We start from the raw sequence: 24,075 nt of genomic DNA on the forward strand, positions 1-24,075 counted from the left end.
CATTTAGAAATAGCGCGTTATTGTACACGGATTAATCGCAGGACTAAACAGGATCACAAACATCCTCCGCAAACAAGTATCGCAGAGTTGCTTTGTGACCGCTTTCACGCAGCGTAAAAAGCGCACTTTAACGAAAATTGCACCAATATGGTGCTCAGTGTTCACACTGAAGCACTATACTGGTGCAAGATGACTATCGTGGTGCAGTTCATTTGCACTATGACGTGCATGATAACGCCTTTTTGGGGTGATTTAAAAGTTGGCACAGATTTCGCTTTATAAAAATACGGCAAAAAGATGGCAACCCTGCCTGCCATAAACAGAATTGAAGACCTCGTTACCACGACGACAATGACCAATCCGGGAGAGTTAAGTATGTCCGCTGAACACGTTTTGACGATGCTGAACGAACACGAAGTGAAGTTTGTTGATCTGCGCTTCACAGATACCAAAGGTAAAGAACAGCACGTCACAATTCCTGCTCACCAGGTAAATGCCGAATTCTTCGAAGAAGGCAAAATGTTTGACGGCTCCTCAATCGGCGGCTGGAAAGGTATCAACGAATCCGACATGGTTCTGATGCCAGACGCAACCACTGCGCTCATTGACCCGTTCTACGAAGAGTCTACCCTGATTATCCGTTGCGACATCCTCGAGCCAGGCACGCTGCAGGGCTACGACCGCGACCCACGCTCCATCGCTAAACGCGCTGAAGAGTACCTGCGTTCTACCGGCATCGCGGACACCGTGCTGTTCGGGCCAGAGCCAGAGTTCTTCCTGTTCGACGACATCCGCTTTGGTGCGTCTATCTCCGGTTCTCACGTGGCTATCGACGATATCGAAGGCGCATGGAACTCCTCCACCAAATACGAAGGTGGTAACAAAGGTCACCGTCCAGGCGTGAAAGGCGGTTACTTCCCGGTTCCTCCGGTCGATTCTTCTCAGGACATCCGTTCTACCATGTGTCTGATCATGGAAGAGATGGGTCTGGTTGTTGAAGCGCATCACCACGAAGTGGCGACGGCGGGTCAGAACGAAATCGCCACCCGCTTTAACACCATGACCAAAAAAGCGGATGAGATTCAGATCTACAAATATGTGGTTCACAACGTGGCGCACCGCTTCGGCAAAACCGCAACCTTTATGCCAAAACCAATGTTCGGCGATAACGGTTCCGGTATGCACTGCCACATGTCCCTGTCCAAGAACGGGACTAACCTGTTCTCTGGCGACAAATATGCGGGTCTGTCCGAGCAGGCGCTGTTCTACATCGGCGGTGTGATCAAGCACGCTAAAGCGATTAACGCCCTGGCGAACCCAACCACCAACTCCTACAAGCGTCTGGTCCCAGGCTACGAAGCACCGGTCATGCTGGCTTACTCTGCCCGTAACCGTTCTGCTTCTATCCGTATCCCAGTGGTTGCGTCTCCAAAAGCGCGTCGTATCGAAGTGCGCTTCCCGGACCCAGCGGCTAACCCATACCTGTGCTTCGCAGCGCTGCTGATGGCGGGTCTTGACGGTATTAAGAACAAGATCCACCCTGGCGAAGCGATGGACAAAAACCTGTACGACCTGCCGCCAGAAGAAGCGAAAGAGATCCCACAGGTTGCCGGTTCTCTGGAAGAAGCACTCAATGCGCTCGACGCTGACCGTGAGTTCCTGACGGCTGGCGGTGTGTTCACCGACGACGCTATCGATGCTTACATCGCCCTGCGTATCGAAGAGAACGACCGTGTGCGCATGACGCCACACCCGGTTGAGTTCGAACTGTATTACAGCGTTTAAGTTTTAACGATGACCCGCGACCTTTTCCGCGGGAAATCGAAAGCCGTTTTTTGTTGCCGTGGAAACTTTTTAGCCCATCTCCGGATGGGCTTTTTTCTCCACCAACAAACTGATCTCACGCGCTTTTTACAACGAAAAAGCTATACTGCACTAAATTAGTGCACCCAACTCCAGGAGACTGCTTAATGGCAACTGGCACGCTGCCCGATGCTGGGCAGATCCTCAATTCTTTAATCAACAGTATCTTACTGGTCGACGATGAGCTGGCGGTGCATTACGCCAACCCTGCGGCGCAGCAGCTGCTCGCCCAAAGCTCGCGTAAATTATTTGGTACGCCGTTACCCGAACTGTTGAGCTATTTTTCGCTGAATATTGCCCTGATGCAGGAAAGTCTCGCGGCGGGCCAGGGGTTCACGGACAACGAAGTGACACTGGTGATCGACGGGCGCTCGCATATTCTTTCGCTGACGGCGCAGCGTCTGCCGGACGGGCTCATTCTGCTGGAAATGGCGCCGATGGATAACCTGCGTCGGTTGAGTCAGGAGCAGCTCCAGCACGCTCAGCAAATCGCGGCACGCGATCTGGTGCGTGGCCTTGCCCATGAGATTAAAAACCCGCTTGGTGGCCTGCGTGGCGCAGCACAGCTGTTAACCAAAGCTCTGCCCGACCCTACGCTTGCGGAATACACCAACGTCATCATTGAACAGGCCGATCGCCTGCGCAATCTGGTGGACCGTCTGCTGGGGCCTCAGCAGCCGGGTATGCACGTGACAGAAAGCATCCACAAAGTGGCTGAGCGCGTGGTGAAGCTGGTCTCGATGGAGTTACCCGCGAACGTCACGCTGGTGCGCGATTACGATCCAAGTCTGCCGGAATTGCCGCACGATCCCGACCAGATTGAACAGGTTCTGCTGAACGTGGTGCGTAACGCCCTGCAAGCCCTGGGCGCAGATGGCGGGCAGATCGTTCTGCGTACGCGGACCGCATTCCAGTTAACGCTGCATGGCGTGCGCTATCGCCTCGCCGCTCGTATCGACGTTGAAGACAACGGGCCAGGCATTCCCTCGCATCTTCAGGACACGCTGTTTTATCCGATGGTGAGTGGCCGCGAAGGCGGGACCGGGCTGGGATTATCCATCGCCCGTAATTTGATCGACCAACACTCCGGCAAAATTGAATTTACCAGTTGGCCGGGTCATACCGAGTTTTCGGTTTACCTGCCAATTAAAAAATAAAGGTGACGACGATGCAACGAGGGATAGTCTGGGTAGTCGATGATGATAGCTCCATCCGCTGGGTGCTTGAACGCGCGCTCACGGGCGCAGGGTTAAACTGCACCACCTTTGAAAGCGGCAGCGAAGTGCTCGATGCGCTCATCACCAAAACCCCGGACGTGCTGCTTTCGGATATTCGGATGCCAGGCATGGACGGGCTGGCGCTGTTAAAACAGATCAAGCAGCGCCATCCGATGCTTCCGGTCATCATAATGACCGCTCACTCTGACCTGGATGCCGCCGTCAGCGCCTACCAGCAGGGTGCATTTGATTATCTGCCAAAACCCTTCGATATCGATGAAGCCGTCGCCCTGGTGGAACGCGCAATTAGCCACTACCAGGAACAGCAGCAGCCGCGCAACGCGCCTGTGTTTGGCCCGACGACGGATATTATTGGCGAAGCGCCCGCGATGCAGGATGTGTTTCGTATCATTGGCCGTCTGTCGCGTTCGTCCATCAGCGTGCTGATTAACGGTGAATCCGGGACCGGTAAAGAGCTGGTCGCTCACGCCCTTCACCGCCACAGCCCGCGCGCGAAAGCGCCGTTTATCGCCCTGAATATGGCCGCCATCCCGAAGGATTTGATCGAATCGGAGCTGTTTGGTCATGAGAAAGGCGCGTTTACCGGCGCGAACACCATTCGTCAGGGGCGCTTCGAACAGGCCGACGGCGGGACGCTTTTCCTCGATGAGATCGGCGATATGCCGCTGGACGTGCAAACGCGTCTGCTGCGCGTGCTGGCCGACGGACAGTTTTACCGCGTCGGCGGGTATGCGCCGGTGAAAGTCGATGTGCGTATTATTGCCGCCACGCACCAGAACCTGGAGCAGCGCGTCCAGGAAGGCAAATTCCGTGAGGACTTGTTCCACCGTCTGAACGTCATTCGCGTTCACCTTCCGCCGCTGCGCGAACGCCGGGAAGATATTCCGCGTCTGGCGCGCCATTTCCTGCAGGTTGCCGCCCGCGAACTGGGGGTCGAAGCCAAACTGCTGCACCCGGAAACTGATGCGGCGCTGACGCGTCTGGCATGGCCGGGGAACGTGCGTCAGCTGGAAAATACCTGCCGCTGGCTCACGGTGATGGCTGCCGGTCAGGAAGTGCTGATTCAGGATCTGCCGAGCGAATTGTTTGAAGCCACCGCGCCCGAAAGCAGCACCGGCCAATCGTTACCCGACAGCTGGGCGACGCTGCTGGCGCAGTGGGCGGATCGTGCGCTGCGTTCCGGTCATCAAAATCTGCTTTCCGAAGCACAGCCTGAAATGGAACGCACCTTGCTGACAACGGCATTGCGCCATACGCAGGGGCATAAACAGGAAGCCGCTCGGCTGCTGGGTTGGGGGCGAAATACTCTGACGCGGAAGCTGAAAGAGCTGGGAATGGAATAACGCCTGTTGGCGCTGCGCCGATCAGGCCTACCATCTGTAGGCCCGGTCTGTGTAGCGCCTAGATCACGCGAGAGAATTGCTGCAGCCGCGCTTTCTGACGCAGATAGGCGTCAAAGCACATGCAGATATTACGAATCAACAGGCGTCCTTTTGGCGTCACCTGAATCGCGTTATCCGTCACCTCCACCAGCCCGTCTTTCGCCAGCGGCGCGAGCAATTTCAGATCTTCCGCAAAGTAGTCGGTAAAAGCGAGTTCCCACTGGGATTCGACGTCGGCAAAATCGAGGCGGAAATTACAGATCAGCGCCTTAATGACATCCCGGCGGATACAGTCATCGCGCGTCAGCGCAATTCCGCGCCACAGAGCGTTGCCGGTTTCATCCACCTGCTGATAGTACTGTTTCAGCTCTTTCTGGTTCTGCGCGTAGCAGTCGCCAATCATGCTGATCGCCGACACGCCCATCCCCAGTAAATCCGTATCGCCCTGAGTGGTGTAACCCTGGAAGTTGCGATGCAAGACACCTTCACGCTGGGCGATGGCCAACTCGTCATCAGGACGGGCAAAGTGGTCCATGCCGATAAACTGGTAGCCGGTTTCCGTCAGAGAAGTAATGGTCTCCTGCAGGATATCGAGCTTTTGCTGCGCAGACGGCAGGTCAGCATCTTTGATTTTGCGCTGGGCAGCAAACAGCGTCGGCAGGTGCGCATAGTTAAAGACGCTCAGGCGATCGGGGTTCAGCTCCGCCACGCGTTTCAGCGTAAAAGCGAAGCTTTCTGGCGTTTGCTTCGGCAGGCCGTAAATCAGGTCAATGTTGGTCGAGGTAAAACCGATTTCACGCGCGTGGTTCAGCAGCGCAAAAATAAACTCTTCGTCCTGCTCGCGGTTGACCAGGCGCTGCACTTCTTTGTTGAAGTCCTGCACGCCCATGCTCAGACGGTTGAAGCCCTCGGCACGCAGGTGATCGAGCACGTCCAGTTCGATTTCACGCGGATCGACTTCAATCGAGATTTCAGCATCGGCATCAAAACGGAAATTGGCGCGCAGCAGACTCATCAGGCGGCTGATTTGCGCTTTGTTGAGATAGGTTGGCGTACCGCCGCCCCAGTGCAGCTGGCTCACGTGACGCCCGGCCACCAGCGGCGCGCGGTGCAGGATCTCCTGCTCTAACGCATCCAGATACTGATCGGCTTTGTGCTGCTGGCGGGTGACGATTTTATTGCAGCCGCAGAAATAGCAGAGCTTATGGCAGAAGGGGATGTGAACATACAGCGACAGCGGGCGCTCAGGATAGCGCGCAACCGCCTGCAAAAAGTCGGCCTCGCCGAAGGATTCCGAGAACTCCAGCGCGGTCGGGTATGAGGTATAACGCGGCCCGGAATAGTTATATTTCTGGATCAGGGCCAGATCCCAGTCGATGCTTGGTACAGACATGCTCACTCCTTCCGTTGGTGTCGCGTTCGTATACGGCGGCCCGTTTTGACCCCACTGCGGGTCAACATTCGGGTGCGCAGCCACCTCTGTCGCCGCGACAACCGCCGTAGTTTAACGAATAACCACACCAGATAACATATAACCGGAAGGGTTATAAGCAGGACTATAGAGCCCGCCGGGTGCAAATGTTAGTTTCCACCTTTCAGCAGACGCATCATGTCGTCCTGCTTCTCTTCTTCTTCGTCTTCTTCATCGTCGTAAGAGAGACCGAGCTGCTGCATCAGTTCATCAATACGATCCAGTTTGGCATCAACCCATTTCTGCTCTTCAGCATTCAGCGCTTCGCCCTGTTCAAGACGTTCCAGCAGCGCATCCAGGCGCTCATCATTCTCCAGCATATCCAGCTCAGCCTGCGGTGAAAGCATAGGTTTCTCGCTCTTTTTAGGTTTTTGCTGCTTGATAACCGGGGCGTCGGTGACGCCCAGTGGAATTGGCGTTTTGCTCCCGATGCGCGGGTCTTTCTGTTTGGATTGCTGCGCAGCGGAACCTGTAACACTGCTACCGCTCGCGCGGCTACCCGATGCATGACCACTATGCTTTTTCGCACGTTTACGATCGCGAGCTTCCTGATTCAGTTCTTCACGGGTTTTGCGGTGTGCTTTTGCCGGGCGTTTAGCGCCCGCTGTGGATGTCGGTTTTTTCATGATGCCTTGTCTTTAAGCCATTTTATTCAGTATAGAATTGCGGCGAAATCTAGCAGAAAGCAAGCAAAGAAAAAAGGCGACAGAGCAATCTGTCGCCTTTTTTCCTGACTCTCAACCCTTAACGGGTCAAACATTCCATGTTTGCCAACAACTAACCCTGTTTATCCTTTAGCGGATACCGTCCATGATACGGTTCCTTTTCCTTTCAAACGCCTCCAGGCGTGTCACCATCCTGGTTATCCTGAGTCTTCGCCTCCTGGCGCTCCTGACCCTTCATCCTGAAGTCGTTATCCTGCTGGCATCCTCGCCTTGGTTGCTACTTTACCTTTTTCAGGTTTTCTGACAAGCCACCTGCGCGTCCAAATTAGAACTTTCGGATAATTCCTTATCGTCAACATTATGATTTTAAAGGTTTTGCTATTTTTACTGCATGAGGATCCTCTTAAATATCCCATAGCAATAATGGTCAATGTCTTACATTTATAATGGTTTTAATCTACAGCCCGAACGCGAAGAGAAAAGCCTTTTGCCTGCATTCAGGTATACTCCCCATCAGATTACGATTTTTGGAGACGACCACGTGACTACCTGGAACTACCAACAGACGCATTTTGTCACCAGTGCGCCTGATATTCGCCACTTACCGCCTGATACGGGTATCGAAGTGGCATTTGCTGGCCGCTCCAATGCGGGAAAATCCAGCGCCCTGAATACGCTGACAAACCAGAAAAGCCTGGCGCGTACCTCAAAAACCCCGGGTCGTACTCAGCTGATTAACCTGTTTGAAGTTGCCGACGGAAAACGTCTGGTGGATTTACCCGGTTACGGCTACGCCGAAGTGCCGGAAGAGGTCAAAATCAAATGGCAGCGCGCGCTGGGTGAGTACCTGGAAAAACGCCAGTGCCTGAAAGGTCTGGTGGTGCTGATGGACATCCGTCACCCGCTAAAAGATCTCGATCAGCAGATGATCCACTGGGGCGTTGCGAGCGATATCCCGGTTCTGGTGCTGCTGACCAAAGCCGATAAACTGGCGAGCGGTGCGCGTAAAGCGCAGCTGAAACTGGTGCGTGAAGCCGCGGTGGAGTTCGGCGGTGATGTGCAGGTTGAGACGTTTTCATCCCTAAAAAAGCAGGGTGTAGACGTGCTGCGTCACAAGCTCGACAGCTGGTATAACGGACTGGAACCCGCGACAGAAGCGGAAGAGTGATGAAGAGCGCGGCGATGACCGCGCTTTTTTTTGGTCCAAATATTTTCTTTGCCGCAATAAAAAACGCCCCAGTCATTACTGACTGGGGCGGCTAAAATATTCAGCCAAATCCGATTACGTGAAGTAAAAGGTCTGAAAGATAGAACATCTTACCTCTGTACCCTACATCGATAACTCTACTCTTTTTTTATCGCTGGACAAAGCACTTTTTGTAGTTTTTTTTCACTCTTTACATAGGTAAATCTAATGGTTGTCACAAAAAGCGGGCTGTTATGTTGCTTACTTACATAATCAGCCGCTTGTTCATCGAACCCTTAGTGAGCCTGATCCCAGTTCGCCCCACTCCCCACTTCCACCAGCAATGGCACATCTAATTTCATGCTGCTTTCCATCAGTTCGTGGATCTTTTTCGATACGGCTTCCAGATCGTCTTTGTGCACTTCGAACACCAGTTCATCGTGCACCTGCATGATCATTTTCACGCGTGGTTTATCGTTTTCCAGCCAGGCATCAACCGCAATCATGGCGCGCTTGATGATATCCGCGGCCGTCCCCTGCATCGGGGCGTTGATGGCCGCGCGCTCTGCACCAGCACGACGCGCCGCGTTGCTGGAGGTGATATCCGGCAGATACAGACGGCGACCATCCAGCGTTTCAACGTAGCCCTTATCTTTTGCCTGGGCACGCGTGCGTTCCATGTATTCCAGTACGCCCGGATAACGCTCGAAGTAGAGATCCATGTACTTCTGCGACTCTTTACGCGGAATATTCAGCTGGCGAGAAAGGCCAAAGGCGCTCATACCGTAGATCAGGCCGAAGTTGATCGCTTTCGCGCTGCGGCGCTGCTCGCCGGTTACGCTCTCTAATGGCAGACCAAAAACTTCTGCCGCCGTCGCGCGGTGGATATCTTTCCCTTCCGCAAACGCGGTCAGCAAACCCTTGTCACGCGACAGGTGCGCCATGATGCGCAGTTCGATTTGCGAGTAGTCGGCAGAGACGATCAGGTAATCTTGCGGAGCGATGAATGCCTGACGAATGCGTCGCCCTTCTTCGTTACGCACCGGAATGTTCTGCAGGTTAGGATCGGTGGAGGACAAACGCCCCGTCGCCGCTACTGCCTGATGATAGGAGGTGTGAACGCGACCGGTTTTTGGGTTGATCATTAGCGGCAGCTTATCGGTGTAGGTCGATTTAAGCTTCGCGAGGCCACGGTATTCCAGAATCACTTTTGGCAGCGGGTAATCCAGCGCCAGCTCTTCCAGTACCTCTTCAGACGTCGACGGCGCACCGCCCGGCGTTTTCTTCAGCGGTTTAATACCTTGTTTTTCAAACAGAATGGTTTGCAGCTGTTTGGTCGACGCCAGGTTAAAGGGCTCGCCCGCAATGTCATGAGCTTTCAGCTCCAGCTCATTCAGACGCAGGGTGATCTCTTCCGAATGCTTGTGCAGAACGGCTGGATCGATTTTGACGCCGTTGCGTTCAATACGAGACAGCACAGGCACCAGCGGCATTTCGACATTCTCGAAAATGTTCAGCGGCCCTTCCTGCTTTTGCAGTTTCGGGTACATTTTCAGGTGTAACTGCAGCGTCACGTCAGCATCTTCTGCCGCGTAGCGACCCGCCTCTTCCAGGGCAATCTGGTTGAAGGTCAGCTGATTTTTGCCTTTGCCGGCAATTTCTTCGAAGGTGACGGTTTTGTGCTTAAGCCAGCGATCGGAGAGCGAATCCATATCATGACGGCCCGCGACGCTGTTCAGAATGTAGGATTCCAGCATGGTGTCGTAGGCGATACCGCGCAGCTCGATGCCGTAGTTCTGCAAAATGCCGCGATCATATTTCAGGTTTTGCCCAACCTTGAGCGCTTTGTCATCTTCCAGCAGCGGCTTGAGCAGCTCAAGTACGCGGTCACGCGAGATTTGATCCGGCGCGTCGAGATAGTCATGCGCGACAGGGACATAGGCGGCGATGCCCGGCTCTGTCGCAAAGGACAGACCAACCATATTGGCGGAGATATTATCGAGGCTGTCGGTTTCGGTATCGAACGCGAAGACCGGCGCTTTTTTCAGTTTCTCAATCCATGCGATGAGCTGCGCTTCGTCGAGTACCGTTTCGTAGTTTTCGAAGGAGAGCTGACTCGCCGCCTCTTCGACTTCCTCTTCGGCATTAACAACGAGGGTCTCTTTTGGCTTGGCGGCAGGTTTGGCACCTTTCGCCTGCATCCATTTCCCGGCTTCGACGTCGGTTATCCAGCGTTTGAACTCATACTGCTTAAACAGGCCAAGGAGCTCTTCCGCGACCGGCTGCTGCACTTCAAGCTGCTCGCAGGTAAGTTCCAGCTCGACGTCAGTTTTGATGGTGGCCAGCTTATAGGAGAGGTAAGCCACATCTTTATTTTGCTCGAGCTTCGCGGCCATGGTTTTGGCACCACGGAACGTCAGCCCGGCGATTTTGTCGGATTCGGCATACAGCGTATCCAGTCCGCCGAGGCCCTGCAGCAACGCCTGCGCGGTTTTCTCGCCCACGCCTGGCACGCCCGGAATGTTATCCGAGGAGTCACCCATCAAGGCGAGGAAATCGATGATCAGTTCTGGCGGCACGCCATATTTGGTGACGACCTCTTCCGGCCCGAGGATGGTGTTGGTCATGGTATTGATCAGGGTGATCCCAGGAGTCACCAGCTGCGCCATGTCTTTATCACCGGTACTGATCAGCACCGGACGGCCCATTTTCTCCGCTTCACGCGCCAGGGTACCGATGACGTCGTCAGCTTCCACCCCAGAAACCGCCAGCAGCGGCAAGCCCATCGCTTTCACCATGGTGTGCAGCGGCTCGATCTGCGCACGCAAATCATCCGGCATCGGCGGACGGTGGGATTTGTAATCCTCGAATAGCTCATCGCGGAAGGTTTTGCCCTTCGCATCAAACACCACCGCCGCATGGGACGGCTGGTATTGCAGGATCAGGCTGCGCAGCATATTCAGCACGCCATACATCGCGCCGGTTGGCTCCCCCGCGCTGTTGGTCAGAGGAGGAAACGCATGATACGCCCGATACAGGTATGAAGAGCCGTCGACGAGAATAAGAGGGTTTTCTGGAATCTGAACCATAATGTCCGTGCCTTTAATCAATTTATGGCTAAAGGATGCCACAGAAGGATGAAAACATCAGTTTTTAGCGCCGAATACAGGAAAAGATTTTGCGATCGTCAGGATCGATCGCAAAATCAAACTGTGGATAAGTTTGTGCATACTTTTAATTCATATGAAGAATCGAGTCATAGCTGGATCTTATTTAAATTTTTTATAAAATGAAATCAGCAAGTTATAAATAGATCCGATCGGTATATTTCCAATTGATGACTATTTGCTCTATGTGGATATAAGAAGAGTCAAATAGGCTATCGCAGACAAATACTCTGTTAAGGCACATATCCCACACTATCGCAGAGTGAAAGCCCCCTGCTTTAATTCGTTTTCTGGTAAAATCAGCGCCCTGCGCAGCGATCTGGCCGCCAGATTCCAGCTAACTATCTGAAAAAACTCATCATGTCGAGATTACTCGCTGCGATAACATTACTGTTAAGCATCATTTTAACCATCCTGGTGACCATCGCCTGTTCTGTGCCGATCATCGTCGCCGGAATCATTAAACTTCTGCTGCCCGTTCCAGTCGTCTGGCGCGCGGTATCCGCATTCTGCAATTTTATGATGTACTGCTGGTGTGAAGGGCTGGCGCTGCTGCTGCGTCTTAACCCTCATCTGAAATGGGATATCGAAGGGCTGGAAGGCCTGAACAAGAAAAACTGGTATTTGCTGCTCTGCAATCACCACAGCTGGGCCGATATCGTGGTGTTATGCGTGCTGTTTCGCAAACATATTCCGATGAACAAGTACTTTCTTAAGCAGCAGCTGGCCTGGGTGCCGTTTATCGGGCTGGCCTGCTGGGCGCTGGATATGCCGTTTATGAAACGCTACTCGCGCAGCTATCTTATTCGACACCCGGATCGCCGTGGCCGTGATGTTGAAACAACGCGTCGCTCCTGCGAGAAATTCCGCGCACACCCGACGACCATCGTTAACTTTGTTGAGGGCTCCCGTTTTACGGAACTGAAGCGTCAGCAAACTCGCTCCCCTTATAAGAATCTCCTGCCGCCGAAAGCCGCGGGGATTGCGATGGCGCTTAATGTGCTGGGCGCGCAGTTCGATAAATTGCTGAATGTCACTCTGTGCTATCCAGAAAATGACGGCACGCCGTTCTACGATATGTTGAGCGGGAAGCTGACTCGAATTGTGGTGAGAGTTAATCTGGTGCCCGTGGATGAAGAACTACACGGGGATTACATCAATGATAAGAATTTCAAACGTCGCTTCCAGCTGTGGCTGAATACGCTGTGGAACGATAAAGATGTGCTGATAAACGATATTAAATCTGCAAACAAAAACGCCGGTCAATGACCGGCGTTTTCACTTTTATTTCTTCTCAACCAGATATTTCACGGTCTCGGCATACTGCTGCACGAAGATATCCATGCTGCTGGTATCCATACCCTGTGGATTCACCTGGTATTTACCGTTAACGAACATCGCAGGAACGCCCTGCAGCTGGAGATCGGCTGCGGCTTTCTCCTGCTGAGCCACCAGAGATTTCACCACAAAGCTGTTCCAGGCTGCGTCGTAATCTTCGCCTTTCACACCGGCATCAACAAAGACTTTACGAATATCCGCAACGGTCTGAACGGTCTGGGTTTTCTGTACGGCTTCAAACATTGGCGCCGTCACCTGATCTTCCACGCCCAGCGCCAAAGCAACCGCCCAGGCTTGCGTCAGATCTTTACCCAAAGGACCCAGGAATTCGACATGATACTTGGTCATTTTGGTGCCTTCAGGCAGCTTTTTCTTCACGTTATCGGAAACGTGCAGAACTTCTTCAAACTGGTAGCAGTGCGGGCAATAGAATGAGAAGAACTCCAGCACCTGAGGCTCACCGGCGACCGGCTTTTCAAGGGTAGTGAACTGCTTGCCATCGCTGAATTGAGCAGCAGATGCGCTAAATGCCAGAATCATACCTGCCAGCGCCAGCCATATTTTTTTCATGATCAACTTTCTCCTGATGTGTCCGATTAATACATTGGCGTTAATTGTAGTGGCGGTTCCTGCAGAACCTTAACTTGCTGAATAAAGGTGGTTGTCTGGCTGCGCCAGTAATCTTCCCCGGTCAGCCATGGGAAGTTTTTAGGAAACGCGGGATCGTCCCAACGCCTGATTAACCATGCGAGATAATATACAAATCGCATGGCGCGTAAAGGTTCAATCAGGGCGATTTCGTCTGAATTGAAGGGGCTAAACTCTTCATAGGCTTCAATGATGGTTTCGAGCTGCATGCGCTGTTCGGCTTTATCACCATTAAGCAGCATCCAGAGATCCTGAATCGCTGGCCCCATGCGGGCATCGTCAAGATCCACAAATAGCGGGCCGTCGCGCCAGAGGATATTCCCGGCGTGGCAGTCGCCGTGCAGGCGCAGAATGTCCGTTTGATCGTCCCAGCGCTCAGTCACCGCCGCAATAAGCGCATCGGTGGCTTTCAGGAAATCCGCTTTCAATGCCTTCGGAATGAGTGTTGATGTTTCGAACACCTGGCGGGGTTCGGTCAAATATTCCTGAATCCCGATCGTAGGGCGTACGTTGAAGGTTTTTTTACGTCCCGTCTGATGGATTCGTCCCAGATAACGGGCAACCCACTCCATCTGATCGATATTATCCGCCTCAAACTGGCGGCCACCCAGGCTCGGAAAAACAGCAAAGTAATATCCCTGATGCGTGAGCAGTGACTGGTTATTAAACTGAATGGGTGCGGCAACCGGAACATCATCGTTGACCAAATCGAGAGCGAACTGATGCTCTTCCTGAATTTGCTCAGCCGACCATCGCTTTGGGCGATAAAATTTAACGACGAAGCGCTGACGATCCTCGTCCTGGAATTGATAGACGCGGTTTTCGTAGCTGTTTAAGGGAGTTAGCCCGGAATCCACCCGAATACCCTTTTCGAAGAGGGCATCCATAATGGTATCCGGGTTTAATGTCTGGAAAGTAAAAGCCGTGTCGTTCATCCGATCATCCGGAAATTATACGAATGATTCAGGATATCATTTCACAGCGATTTCGGTGGCGCCGCTTACAAGGTTTTACTCTTTAATTACGCCACGGGCGCGCAACAGCGCGGTTTTGAAATCTTCCTCATAGTCTTTCTTAATGCCCGGAATAGCAGCATCTTTATCAGAATCACGCATTTTGAGATGGTAGATCAGGATGTCATCAGAAAGGTCGGTCAGTTCACCGTCATAACCTGACTCTTTCGCCAGTTTCTGTAAAAATTGCATTAGGTTGAGCTCAGGCTCTTTTTGCCAGGCGGGCTGGAGAAGTTCGATAACTTCGTTCAGGCGTTTACATTTCATCGTAGTGCTCCTTTCATTGATAGGGACACGTTAGCAGGGTCAATCCCACAATAAAAGAGGCGACATTCGTGAATCAGTGCCGAGGAGTGACTGGCATCGTGCTTGCCGGGGGAAGAGCGACGCGCATGGGCGGGAAAGATAAGGGTTTACAGTTACTTAATGGCAAACCTCTATGGCAGCACGTTGCCGCTACGCTGAGTGGACAGGTTGAAACGATGGCTATCAGCGCTAACCGCCATATCGAGATTTATCAGCAAAGCGGGTATCCGGTATTTCGGGATAGTTTAGCGGATTACCCTGGCCCACTGGCCGGTATGTTGAGTGTTATGCAGCAGTCTGACGGGGAGTGGTTTCTCTTTTGTCCGTGCGATACGCCGTTTATTCCATCCTGTCTGGCTGAACGTCTTACTCAGCAGCGCAAAGACGCGCCCGTGGTCTGGGTTTATGACGGTGAGCGCGATCATCCCACTATTGCGTTAATGAATCGGGCATTGATTCCTGAACTGCAGGATTATCTGGCAGCAGGAGAGCGGCGTGTGATGGTGTTTATGCGCCAGTCTGGCGGCCACTCCGTTGATTTCAGCGATCTGAAGTCTGCTTTTATTAACGTCAACACGACTGAGGATTTGCAAACGATGCAGGGGAAAGAATGAAACCTGTTCTAGCGATCGCCGCCTGGAGCGGCACCGGGAAAACGTCGCTTTTGAAGAAGCTGATACCAGCCCTGTGCGCGCAGGGGATCCGTCCTGGGCTGATTAAACATACTCATCACAACATGGATATCGATAAGCCGGGGAAAGACAGCTACGAGCTGCGCAAAGCCGGTGCGGCACAAACCATGGTCGCCAGCGATCAGCGATGGGCATTGATGACGGAAACACCTGAGGAAGAGGTGCTGAATTTGGATTATCTGGTGAGTCGAATGGACCATTCTACGCTGGATCTGGTGCTGGTTGAGGGGTTTAAACATGAATCCGTGGCGAAGATTTTGCTTTTCAGAAGCGATGCGGGGCATGAGATCGAGGAACTAACTGTGGATCAGCATGTGATTGCGGTCGCCAGCGACGTTTCGTTATCGCTTGAAGTTCCGGTGCTGGATTTGAATGATACTGATGCGATTGTAGGGTTTATTCGGGGATGGATGGCAGGATGCTGACGCGTTGTCAGCTTTTTATTAACGACAAAAACGCAAAAAGGCCATCCTTTCGGATGGCCTCTTCACTTAATTGATGCCTGGCAGTTCCCTACTCTCACATGGGGAGACCCCACACTACCATCGGCGCTACGGCGTTTCACTTCTGAGTTCGGCATGGGGTCAGGTGGGACCACCGCGCTAAAGCCGCCAGGCAAATTCTGTTATCAACCCGCTTTGGCCGGTTGATTAATCTGTTATCAGGCTGAAAATCTAAGTCTCTGCTTTCGCCAAAACATCTTCGGCGTTGTAAGGTTAAGCCTCACGGTTCATTAGTACTGGTTAGCTCAATACATCGCTGCACTTACACACCCAGCCTATCAACGTCGTAGTCTTCAACGTTCCTTCAGGACCCTTAAAGGGTCAGGGAGAACTCATCTCGGGGCAAGTTTCGTGCTTAGATGCTTTCAGCACTTATCTTTTCCGCATTTAGCTACCGGGCAATGCCATTGGCATGACAACCCGAACACCAGTGATGCGTCCACTCCGGTCCTCTCGTACTAGGAGCAGCCCCCCTCAATTCTCCAGCGCCCACGGCAGATAGGGACCGAACTGTCTCACGACGTTCTAAACCCAGCTCGCGTACCACTTTAAACGGCGAACAGCCGTACCCTTGGGACCTACTTCAGCCCCAGGATGTGATGAGCCGACATCGAGGTGCCAAACACCGCCGTCGATATGAACTCTTGGGCGGTATCAGCCTGTTATCCCCGGAGTACCTTTTATCCGTTGAGCGATGGCCCTTCCATTCAGAACCACCGGATCACTATGACCTGCTTTCGCACCTGCTCGAGCCGTCACTCTCGCAGTCAAGCTAGCTTATGCCATTGCACTAACCTCCTGATGTCCGACCAGGATTAGCTAACCTTCGTGCTCCTCCGTTACTCTTTAGGAGGAGACCGCCCCAGTCAAACTACCCACCAGACACTGTCCGCAACCCGGATTACGGGTCTACGTTAGAACACCAGCCATTAAAGGGTGGTATTTCAAGGTCGGCTCCACGCAGACTGGCGTCCACGCTTCAAAGCCTCCCACCTATCCTACACATCAAGGACCAGTGTTCAGTGTCAAGCTATAGTAAAGGTTCACGGGGTCTTTCCGTCTTGCCGCGGGTACACTGCATCTTCACAGCGAGTTCAATTTCACTGAGTCTCGGGTGGAGACAGCCTGGCCATCATTACGCCATTCGTGCAGGTCGGAACTTACCCGACAAGGAATTTCGCTACCTTAGGACCGTTATAGTTACGGCCGCCGTTTACCGGGGCTTCGATCAAGAGCTTCGCGTTGCCGCTAACCCCATCAATTAACCTTCCGGCACCGGGCAGGCGTCACACCGTATACGTCCACTTTCGTGTTTGCACAGTGCTGTGTTTTTAATAAACAGTTGCAGCCAGCTGGTATCTTCGACTGGTTTCAGCTCCGTCCGCAGGGACTTCACCTACACACCAGCGTGCCTTCTCCCGAAGTTACGGCACCATTTTGCCTAGTTCCTTCACCCGAGTTCTCTCAAGCGCCTTGGTATTCTCTACCTGACCACCTGTGTCGGTTTGGGGTACGATTTGATGTTACCTGATGCTTAGAGGCTTTTCCTGGAAGCAGGGCATTTGTTACTTCAGCACCGTAGTGCCTCGTCATCACACCTCAGCGTTAAAAAAGGTCCGGATTTACCTAAACCTTCCGCCTACATGCTTAAACCGGGACAACCGTCGCCCGGCTAACATAGCCTTCTCCGTCCCCCCTTCGCAGTAACACCGAGTACAGGAATATTAACCTGTTTCCCATCGACTACGCCTTTCGGCCTCGCCTTAGGGGTCGACTCACCCTGCCCCGATTAACGTTGGACAGGAACCCTTGGTCTTCCGGCGAGCGGGCTTTTCACCCGCTTTATCGTTACTTATGTCAGCATTCGCACTTCTGATACCTCCAGCACCCCTCACAGGACACCTTCAACGGCTTACAGAACGCTCCCCTACCCAACAACGCCTAAGCGTCGCTGCCGCAGCTTCGGTGCATGGTTTAGCCCCGTTACATCTTCCGCGCAGGCCGACTCGACCAGTGAGCTATTACGCTTTCTTTAAATGATGGCTGCTTCTAAGCCAACATCCTGGCTGTCTGTGCCTTCCCACATCGTTTCCCACTTAACCATGACTTTGGGACCTTAGCTGGCGGTCTGGGTTGTTTCCCTCTTCACGACGGACGTTAGCACCCGCCGTGTGTCTCCCGTGATAACATTCTTCGGTATTCGTAGTTTGCATCGGGTTGGTAAGCCGGGATGGCCCCCTAGCCGAAACAGTGCTCTACCCCCGAAGATGAGTTCACGAGGCGCTACCTAAATAGCTTTCGGGGAGAACCAGCTATCTCCCGGTTTGATTGGCCTTTCACCCCCAGCCACAAGTCATCCGCTAATTTTTCAACATTAGTCGGTTCGGTCCTCCAGTTAGTGTTACCCAACCTTCAACCTGCCCATGGCTAGATCACCGGGTTTCGGGTCTATACCCTGCAACTTAACGCCCAGTTAAGACTCGGTTTCCCTTCGGCTCCCCTATACGGTTAACCTTGCTACAGAATATAAGTCGCTGACCCATTATACAAAAGGTACGCAGTCACCCCATAAAAGAGGCTCCCACTGCTTGTACGTACACGGTTTCAGGTTCTTTTTCACTCCCCTCGCCGGGGTTCTTTTCGCCTTTCCCTCACGGTACTGGTTCACTATCGGTCAGTCAGGAGTATTTAGCCTTGGAGGATGGTCCCCCCATATTCAGACAGGATACCACGTGTCCCGCCCTACTCTTCGAGTTCACAACGTGTGCATTTTTGTGTACGGGACTATCACCCTGTACCGTCGGACTTTCCAGACCGTTCCACTAACACACGCGCTGATTCAGACTCTGGGCTCCTCCCCGTTCGCTCGCCGCTACTGGGGGAATCTCGGTTGATTTCTTTTCCTCGGGGTACTTAGATGTTTCAGTTCCCCCGGTTCGCCTCATGCCACTATGTATTCATGACATGATAGTGTGTCGAAACACACTGGGTTTCCCCATTCGGGTATCGCCGGGTCAAAGGTTCATATCACCTCGCCGACGCTTATCGCAGATTAGCACGCCCTTCATCGCCTCTGACTGCCAGGGCATCCACCGTGTACGCTTAGTCGCTTAACCTCACAACCCGAAGATGTTTCGTAAAACATCTCGTGTTGCGAAAATTTGAGAGACTCGAACACACCGTCACTCTGTTCTTATTACGGAGAACAGACGCAGCGTGTCGTTTCAATTTTCAGCTTGATCCAGATTTTTAAAGAGCAAATATCTCAAACATGACTCGGAAGTCAGTTTTGAGATATTGAGGCAGGTGACTTTCACTCACAAACCAGCAAGTGGCGTCCCCTAGGGGATTCGAACCCCTGTTACCGCCGTGAAAGGGCGGTGTCCTGGGCCTCTAGACGAAGGGGACGTGTAGTCTCAATCGCAAGACGCCTTGCTATTTACTTTTCATCAGACAATCTGTGTGAGCACTACAAAGGCAGGTTCTTTCAGGTAAGGAGGTGATCCAACCGCAGGTTCCCCTACGGTTACCTTGTTACGACTTCACCCCAGTCATGAATCACAAAGTGGTAAGCGCCCTCCCGAAGGTTAAGCTACCTACTTCTTTTGCAACCCACTCCCATGGTGTGACGGGCGGTGTGTACAAGGCCCGGGAACGTATTCACCGTAGCATTCTGATCTACGATTACTAGCGATTCCGACTTCATGGAGTCGAGTTGCAGACTCCAATCCGGACTACGACGCACTTTATGAGGTCCGCTTGCTCTCGCGAGGTCGCTTCTCTTTGTATGCGCCATTGTAGCACGTGTGTAGCCCTACTCGTAAGGGCCATGATGACTTGACGTCATCCCCACCTTCCTCCAGTTTATCACTGGCAGTCTCCTTTGAGTTCCCGGCCGAACCGCTGGCAACAAAGGATAAGGGTTGCGCTCGTTGCGGGACTTAACCCAACATTTCACAACACGAGCTGACGACAGCCATGCAGCACCTGTCTCACGGTTCCCGAAGGCACTAAAGCATCTCTGCTAAATTCCGTGGATGTCAAGAGTAGGTAAGGTTCTTCGCGTTGCATCGAATTAAACCACATGCTCCACCGCTTGTGCGGGCCCCCGTCAATTCATTTGAGTTTTAACCTTGCGGCCGTACTCCCCAGGCGGTCGACTTAACGCGTTAGCTCCGGAAGCCACTCCTCAAGGGAACAACCTCCAAGTCGACATCGTTTACGGCGTGGACTACCAGGGTATCTAATCCTGTTTGCTCCCCACGCTTTCGCACCTGAGCGTCAGTCTTTGTCCAGGGGGCCGCCTTCGCCACCGGTATTCCTCCAGATCTCTACGCATTTCACCGCTACACCTGGAATTCTACCCCCCTCTACAAGACTCTAGCCTGCCAGTTTCGAATGCAGTTCCCAGGTTGAGCCCGGGGATTTCACATCCGACTTGACAGACCGCCTGCGTGCGCTTTACGCCCAGTAATTCCGATTAACGCTTGCACCCTCCGTATTACCGCGGCTGCTGGCACGGAGTTAGCCGGTGCTTCTTCTGCGAGTAACGTCAATCACTGTGGTTATTAACCACAATGCCTTCCTCCTCGCTGAAAGTACTTTACAACCCGAAGGCCTTCTTCATACACGCGGCATGGCTGCATCAGGCTTGCGCCCATTGTGCAATATTCCCCACTGCTGCCTCCCGTAGGAGTCTGGACCGTGTCTCAGTTCCAGTGTGGCTGGTCATCCTCTCAGACCAGCTAGGGATCGTCGCCTAGGTGAGCCATTACCCCACCTACTAGCTAATCCCATCTGGGCACATCTGATGGCAAGAGGCCCGAAGGTCCCCCTCTTTGGTCTTGCGACGTTATGCGGTATTAGCTACCGTTTCCAGTAGTTATCCCCCTCCATCAGGCAGTTTCCCAGACATTACTCACCCGTCCGCCGCTCGTCACCCGAGAGCAAGCTCTCTGTGCTACCGCTCGACTTGCATGTGTTAGGCCTGCCGCCAGCGTTCAATCTGAGCCATGATCAAACTCTTCAATTTAAGTTTGATGCTCGTGAATTAAACTTCGTAATGAATTACGTATGTTCACTCAGAGACTTTGGTATTCATTTAGCGTCTTTCGACGTTAGAATCCATGTCACTTTGAGTGCCCACACAGATTGTCTGATAAATTGTTAAAGAGCAGTGCAACGCGGCTTTCGCTCACCGTTGCGAGGTCCCGTATAATACGTTTTCCTCATTCAGAGTCAAGCGTTTAATTTCGCTTTTCTCTGTCGGCGTTCATCGCTGAACCTCTGCTGCTACGGCGGCTTGCGTGCCGTTGTTCCGTGTCAGTGGAGGCGCATTATAGGGAGTTATTCTGAGGTGACAAGAGGAAATGTAAAAAAACTTTCTAACCGTGTTTTTTTTCACCAATACGCCCGCGAATGAGCCATTAATTGCTCTATTTGCTGTTCCTGCAGCCACAATCACACTCCAGATGGCATACTAAATAGCATGAACCATTAAGGAATAAGAGCGATGCCCTTAAGCGCGCAACAGCTGGCAGCCCAAAAAAACCTCTCTTATGTGCTGGCAGAAAAACTGGCTCAGCGGATTCTGGCAGGAAAATACACGCCAGGAAGTATTCTCCCAGGCGAAATGGAGCTGGGTGAGCAGTTTGGCGTGAGCCGTACCGCCGTTCGTGAAGCAGTAAAAACCTTAACCGCGAAAGGAATGGTGCTCCCGCGCCCGCGCATCGGGACACGCGTGATGCCTCAGAGCAACTGGAACTTCCTCGATCAGGAACTGCTCTCCTGGTGGATGACCGAAGAGAACTTTCAGCAGGTCGTTGAACACTTCCTTATTATGCGTAGCAGCCTGGAGCCGCAAGCCTGCCTCCTCGCCGCCATGCAAGGCAGCGCCGAACAGAAAGCCCAGCTCAACACGTTGATGGACGAAATGACCTTCCTGAAGCAGCATTTCAACCGCCAGCGCTGGATTGAAGTGGATATGTCCTGGCATGAACAAATCTACGCGATGAGCGGAAACCCCTTCCTGACCTCCTTTGCCTCCCTGTTCCATTCGGTGTACCACACCTACTTTGCTTCTATTACTCAGAATGACGTGGTGAAGCTGGATCAGCACCAGGCTATTGTCGATGCCATTCAGGACAGCGACGGACAACGGGCGTTACTCGCCTGCCAGATTTTATTAGCGACACCACACCAACAACCGGACAATCAATGATTGAGAAAAAAGCACGCAGCATGGCGGGATTGCCATGGATTGCGGCAATGGCTTTCTTTATGCAGGCGCTGGATGCCACCATTCTTAACACGGCCCTCCCGGCCATCGCCGAAAGCCTCAACCGTTCTCCACTGGCGATGCAATCCGCCATCATCAGCTATACGCTGACCGTCGCGATGCTGATCCCGGTCAGCGGCTGGCTGGCGGACCGCTTCGGCACGCGGCGGGTTTTCATGCTCGCTGTGACGCTGTTTACCCTCGGCTCGCTGGCCTGTGCGCTTTCGACCTCCTTATCCGAGCTGGTTGTCTTCCGCATTCTGCAGGGCATTGGTGGCGCGATGATGATGCCGGTCGCACGCCTGGCGTTACTCCGCGCTTATCCGCGCAGCGAACTGCTGCCGGTGCTGAACTTCGTCACCATGCCCGGGCTGGTTGGCCCGATCCTCGGCCCGGTTCTCGGCGGCGTACTGGTGACCTGGGCGAGCTGGCACTGGATATTCCTGATTAACATTCCGATTGGCGTGGCCGGTCTTTGCTACGCCCGCAAATACATGCCGAACTTCACCACGCCGAAGCGCAGCTTCGATATGGGAGGATTTTTCCTGTTCGGTCTGAGCCTGGTCCTGTTCTCGACTGGCATGGAGTTATTCGGCGAGAAAATCGTTGCCACCTGGATCGCCCTTTCCATCATCCTGAGCGGCATCCTGCTTTTCCTTCTTTATATACGTCACGCGCGCCGTCATCCGACGCCTCTCATTTCATTGCTGCTGTTCAAAACCCGAACCTTCTCGGTGGGCATTGCCGGAAACATCGCCTCGCGCCTGGGAACAGGCTGCGTGCCGTTTCTGATGCCGCTGATGTTGCAGGTCGGGTTTGGTTATCCGGCGCTGATTGCCGGATGCATGATGGCGCCGACCGCCGTCGGCTCTATTCTGGCGAAATCCATGGTGACGCAGATCCTGCGCAGACTGGGCTATCGTAAAACCCTGGTGGGCGTCACCGTCTTCATCGGCCTGATGATTGCGCAGTTTTCGCTCCAGTCCGCCGCCTTCCCGGCGTGGATGCTGTTACTCCCGCTCTTTATCTTAGGGATGGCGATGTCGATCCAGTTCACCTCGATGAATACCATCAGCCTCGCCGATCTCACGGATGAAAACGCCAGCGGCGGCAACAGCGTGCTGGCTGTCACGCAGCAGCTGTCGATAAGTCTTGGGGTTGCAGTGAGCGCAGCGGTGCTGCGCGTCTATGAAGGGATGGAAGGGACGAACACGGTGGAGCAGTTCCACTACACCTTTATAACGATGGGCGTCCTGACGGTGGTCTCGGCGCTGGTGTTTATGCTGCTCAAGCCCAAAGACGGTCGCAATCTGATTAAAGATCGCCACCCGCCGAAACAGAACCGCGTTCCATCAGAACAGGAGTAAGCTGCAGCCGCTGCTGCTGAAGGGCGGGCTGCGCCATCCGATGAATCAACACGTCGATCGCCAGCTCGCCCAGCTCATCTTTCGGCTGATGAATCGTGGTCAGCGGCGGCGTCATATACTGAGCCAGTTCGATATCATCGTACCCAATCACCGCCATATCCTGAGGGACGCATAATCCAGCCTGATACAGCGCCTGATACGCGCCAAAAGCCATCGCATCGTTGCCGATAAAGACCGCCTGCGGTCGCACGTCCTGCGCCAGCAGTTTTTGCATCGCTTCAAAACCACCGTTAAATTCAAAATCACCGGTAATGCGATACCCGTCCGGAACCGGCAGGCCCGCGCGATCCATGGCCGCAAGATACCCTTCCAGACGCAAACGCGCCGGGGTTTTATCCAGCGGTCCGGTAATGCAGGCGATGCGGGTGTAGCCTTTGTCGATCAGGTGTTGCGTCGCCATATCCCCGCCGAGCAGGGAGTTATCCTGAATCAGATCGCTGGTCCCGTCGAAGGGTGCCCAGTCCATCATCACCGTCGGAACCGACGGATAGCGCTGCATAATTTCTTTCGAGGGCTGGTGCGTTTCGGTACAGAGCAGCAGCAATCCGTCGACGCGCTTTTGCATCAACGTTTCCAGATTACGGTTCATGCGCTGTTCGTCACCTTCGGTGTTACACAGCACCAGGCTGTAACCGCGTTCGAAACAGCTGCGTTCAACGCCGCGCACCAGCTCAGAATAGAACGGGTTGGTACTGGCAGTGATCAGCATGCCGATGGTGTGGGTCTGATTAAGCTTGAGACTGCGCGCGAGCGCCGAAGGAGCGTAGTTGAGGTCTTTGACGGCAGCTTCGACTTTTTCCCGTATCGCCTCGCTGACGAAGCGATCCTTATTGATGACGTGGGAAACCGTCGAGGTAGAAACGCCCGCCATGCGGGCGACATCTTTCATTGTGGCCAAG

16 protein-coding genes, 1 tRNA gene and 3 rRNA genes are annotated in these 24,075 nt (G+C 53.3%); 9 read left to right on the forward strand and 11 right to left on the reverse strand.

Translation table 11 applies throughout. From position 1 onward, the window contains the following. Positions 1-375 precede the first annotated feature (375 nt). From glnA to glnG, 3 genes are all read left to right on the forward strand, one after another. Positions 376-1,785, forward strand: a complete 1,410-nt coding sequence (glnA, locus tag U9O48_RS22685; RefSeq protein ID WP_095284040.1) for a glutamate--ammonia ligase — start codon at positions 376-378, stop codon at positions 1,783-1,785. Between the two features lie 185 nt (positions 1,786-1,970). After that, positions 1,971-3,020 (forward strand): nitrogen regulation protein NR(II), encoded by a 1,050-nt coding sequence (gene glnL, locus U9O48_RS22690; RefSeq protein WP_282492206.1) that lies wholly within the window; start codon positions 1,971-1,973, stop codon positions 3,018-3,020. Positions 3,021-3,031: 11 nt separating this feature from the next. Beyond that, the gene (gene glnG / locus U9O48_RS22695; RefSeq protein ID WP_282492207.1) at positions 3,032-4,444 is read left to right on the forward strand and encodes a nitrogen regulation protein NR(I); all 1,413 of its coding nucleotides are present in this window, start codon (positions 3,032-3,034) and stop codon (positions 4,442-4,444) included. Positions 4,445-4,502: 58 nt separating this feature from the next. Here glnG and hemN read toward each other — a convergent pair whose 3' ends face one another. Next, positions 4,503-5,876: an oxygen-independent coproporphyrinogen III oxidase gene (gene hemN, locus U9O48_RS22700; protein WP_282492208.1), complete on the reverse strand. Its 1,374-nt coding sequence runs from the start codon at positions 5,874-5,876 to the stop codon at positions 4,503-4,505. A 188-nt stretch (positions 5,877-6,064) separates the two neighbouring features. After that, entirely contained in the window at positions 6,065-6,580 is a 516-nt protein-coding gene (yihI, locus tag U9O48_RS22705; protein ID WP_282492209.1) for a Der GTPase-activating protein YihI, read from the reverse strand. A gap of 580 nt (positions 6,581-7,160) precedes the next feature. On the opposite strand from yihI, the gene yihA reads away from it, so the two are divergent. Continuing rightward, complete coding sequence (gene yihA / locus U9O48_RS22710) at positions 7,161-7,787, forward strand: ribosome biogenesis GTP-binding protein YihA/YsxC (protein WP_282492211.1); 627 nt, start codon at positions 7,161-7,163, stop codon at positions 7,785-7,787. Positions 7,788-8,101: 314 nt separating this feature from the next. On the opposite strand, the gene polA is transcribed toward yihA, so the two are convergent. Then, the gene (polA, locus tag U9O48_RS22715) at positions 8,102-10,894 is read right to left on the reverse strand and encodes a DNA polymerase I (protein WP_324723244.1); all 2,793 of its coding nucleotides are present in this window, start codon (positions 10,892-10,894) and stop codon (positions 8,102-8,104) included. A gap of 438 nt (positions 10,895-11,332) precedes the next feature. On the opposite strand from polA, the gene U9O48_RS22720 reads away from it, so the two are divergent. Further along, positions 11,333-12,241 (forward strand): acyltransferase, encoded by a 909-nt coding sequence (locus U9O48_RS22720; protein ID WP_282492213.1) that lies wholly within the window; start codon positions 11,333-11,335, stop codon positions 12,239-12,241. 15 nt (positions 12,242-12,256) lie between these two features. Here the strand turns inward: U9O48_RS22720 and dsbA are convergent, their stop codons facing one another. From dsbA to U9O48_RS22735, 3 genes are all read right to left on the reverse strand, one after another. Further along, complete coding sequence (gene dsbA / locus U9O48_RS22725; RefSeq protein ID WP_282492214.1) at positions 12,257-12,880, reverse strand: thiol:disulfide interchange protein DsbA; 624 nt, start codon at positions 12,878-12,880, stop codon at positions 12,257-12,259. 26 nt (positions 12,881-12,906) lie between these two features. After that, positions 12,907-13,893 carry a serine/threonine protein kinase gene (locus tag U9O48_RS22730; RefSeq protein WP_324723245.1) on the reverse strand — a complete coding sequence of 329 codons (987 nt, stop codon included), beginning with the start codon at positions 13,891-13,893 and terminating at the stop codon, positions 12,907-12,909. 75 nt (positions 13,894-13,968) lie between these two features. Beyond that, positions 13,969-14,238, reverse strand: coding sequence for a YihD family protein (locus U9O48_RS22735; RefSeq protein ID WP_282492216.1), 270 nt, complete (start codon positions 14,236-14,238; stop codon positions 13,969-13,971). Positions 14,239-14,306: 68 nt separating this feature from the next. Between U9O48_RS22735 and mobA the strand changes: the two genes are divergently transcribed. Together mobA and mobB are read left to right on the forward strand one after the other, a co-directional pair. Next, complete coding sequence (gene mobA / locus U9O48_RS22740; RefSeq protein WP_324723246.1) at positions 14,307-14,891, forward strand: molybdenum cofactor guanylyltransferase MobA; 585 nt, start codon at positions 14,307-14,309, stop codon at positions 14,889-14,891. Next, positions 14,888-15,394: a molybdopterin-guanine dinucleotide biosynthesis protein MobB gene (gene mobB / locus U9O48_RS22745; RefSeq protein ID WP_324723247.1), complete on the forward strand. Its 507-nt coding sequence runs from the start codon at positions 14,888-14,890 to the stop codon at positions 15,392-15,394. The genes mobA and mobB overlap by 4 nt, the downstream gene beginning before the upstream one ends. A gap of 75 nt (positions 15,395-15,469) precedes the next feature. Here mobB and rrf read toward each other — a convergent pair. The 4 genes from rrf to U9O48_RS22765 form a co-directional block, all read right to left on the reverse strand. Then, positions 15,470-15,585 (reverse strand): 5S ribosomal RNA (rrf, locus tag U9O48_RS22750). Positions 15,586-15,681: 96 nt separating this feature from the next. Continuing rightward, positions 15,682-18,588, reverse strand: a 23S ribosomal RNA gene (locus U9O48_RS22755). 216 nt (positions 18,589-18,804) lie between these two features. Beyond that, a tRNA-Glu gene (locus U9O48_RS22760) sits at positions 18,805-18,880 on the reverse strand. 84 nt (positions 18,881-18,964) lie between these two features. Continuing rightward, positions 18,965-20,504: ribosomal RNA gene (locus tag U9O48_RS22765) — 16S ribosomal RNA — on the reverse strand. The 16S, 23S and 5S rRNA genes sit together here with 1 tRNA gene alongside, the layout of an rRNA operon. A 480-nt stretch (positions 20,505-20,984) precedes the next feature. Here U9O48_RS22765 and U9O48_RS22770 point away from each other — a divergent pair. After that, positions 20,985-21,692, forward strand: coding sequence for a FadR/GntR family transcriptional regulator (locus U9O48_RS22770; protein ID WP_324723249.1), 708 nt, complete (start codon positions 20,985-20,987; stop codon positions 21,690-21,692). Further along, the gene (gene mdtD / locus U9O48_RS22775) at positions 21,689-23,116 is read left to right on the forward strand and encodes a multidrug transporter subunit MdtD (RefSeq protein ID WP_324723251.1); all 1,428 of its coding nucleotides are present in this window, start codon (positions 21,689-21,691) and stop codon (positions 23,114-23,116) included. Before U9O48_RS22770 ends, mdtD begins: the two co-directional genes overlap by 4 nt. Here the strand turns inward: mdtD and rbsR are convergent. Further along, positions 23,064-24,074, reverse strand: coding sequence for a ribose operon transcriptional repressor RbsR (rbsR, locus tag U9O48_RS22780; protein WP_324723253.1), 1,011 nt, complete (start codon positions 24,072-24,074; stop codon positions 23,064-23,066). The two genes, mdtD and rbsR, sit on opposite strands and share 53 nt — an antisense overlap. Position 24,075 lies beyond the last annotated feature (1 nt).

The organism is Lelliottia sp. JS-SCA-14, assembly GCF_035593345.1.
In the GTDB taxonomy this organism is placed as follows: domain Bacteria; phylum Pseudomonadota; class Gammaproteobacteria; order Enterobacterales; family Enterobacteriaceae; genus Enterobacter; species Enterobacter wanjuensis.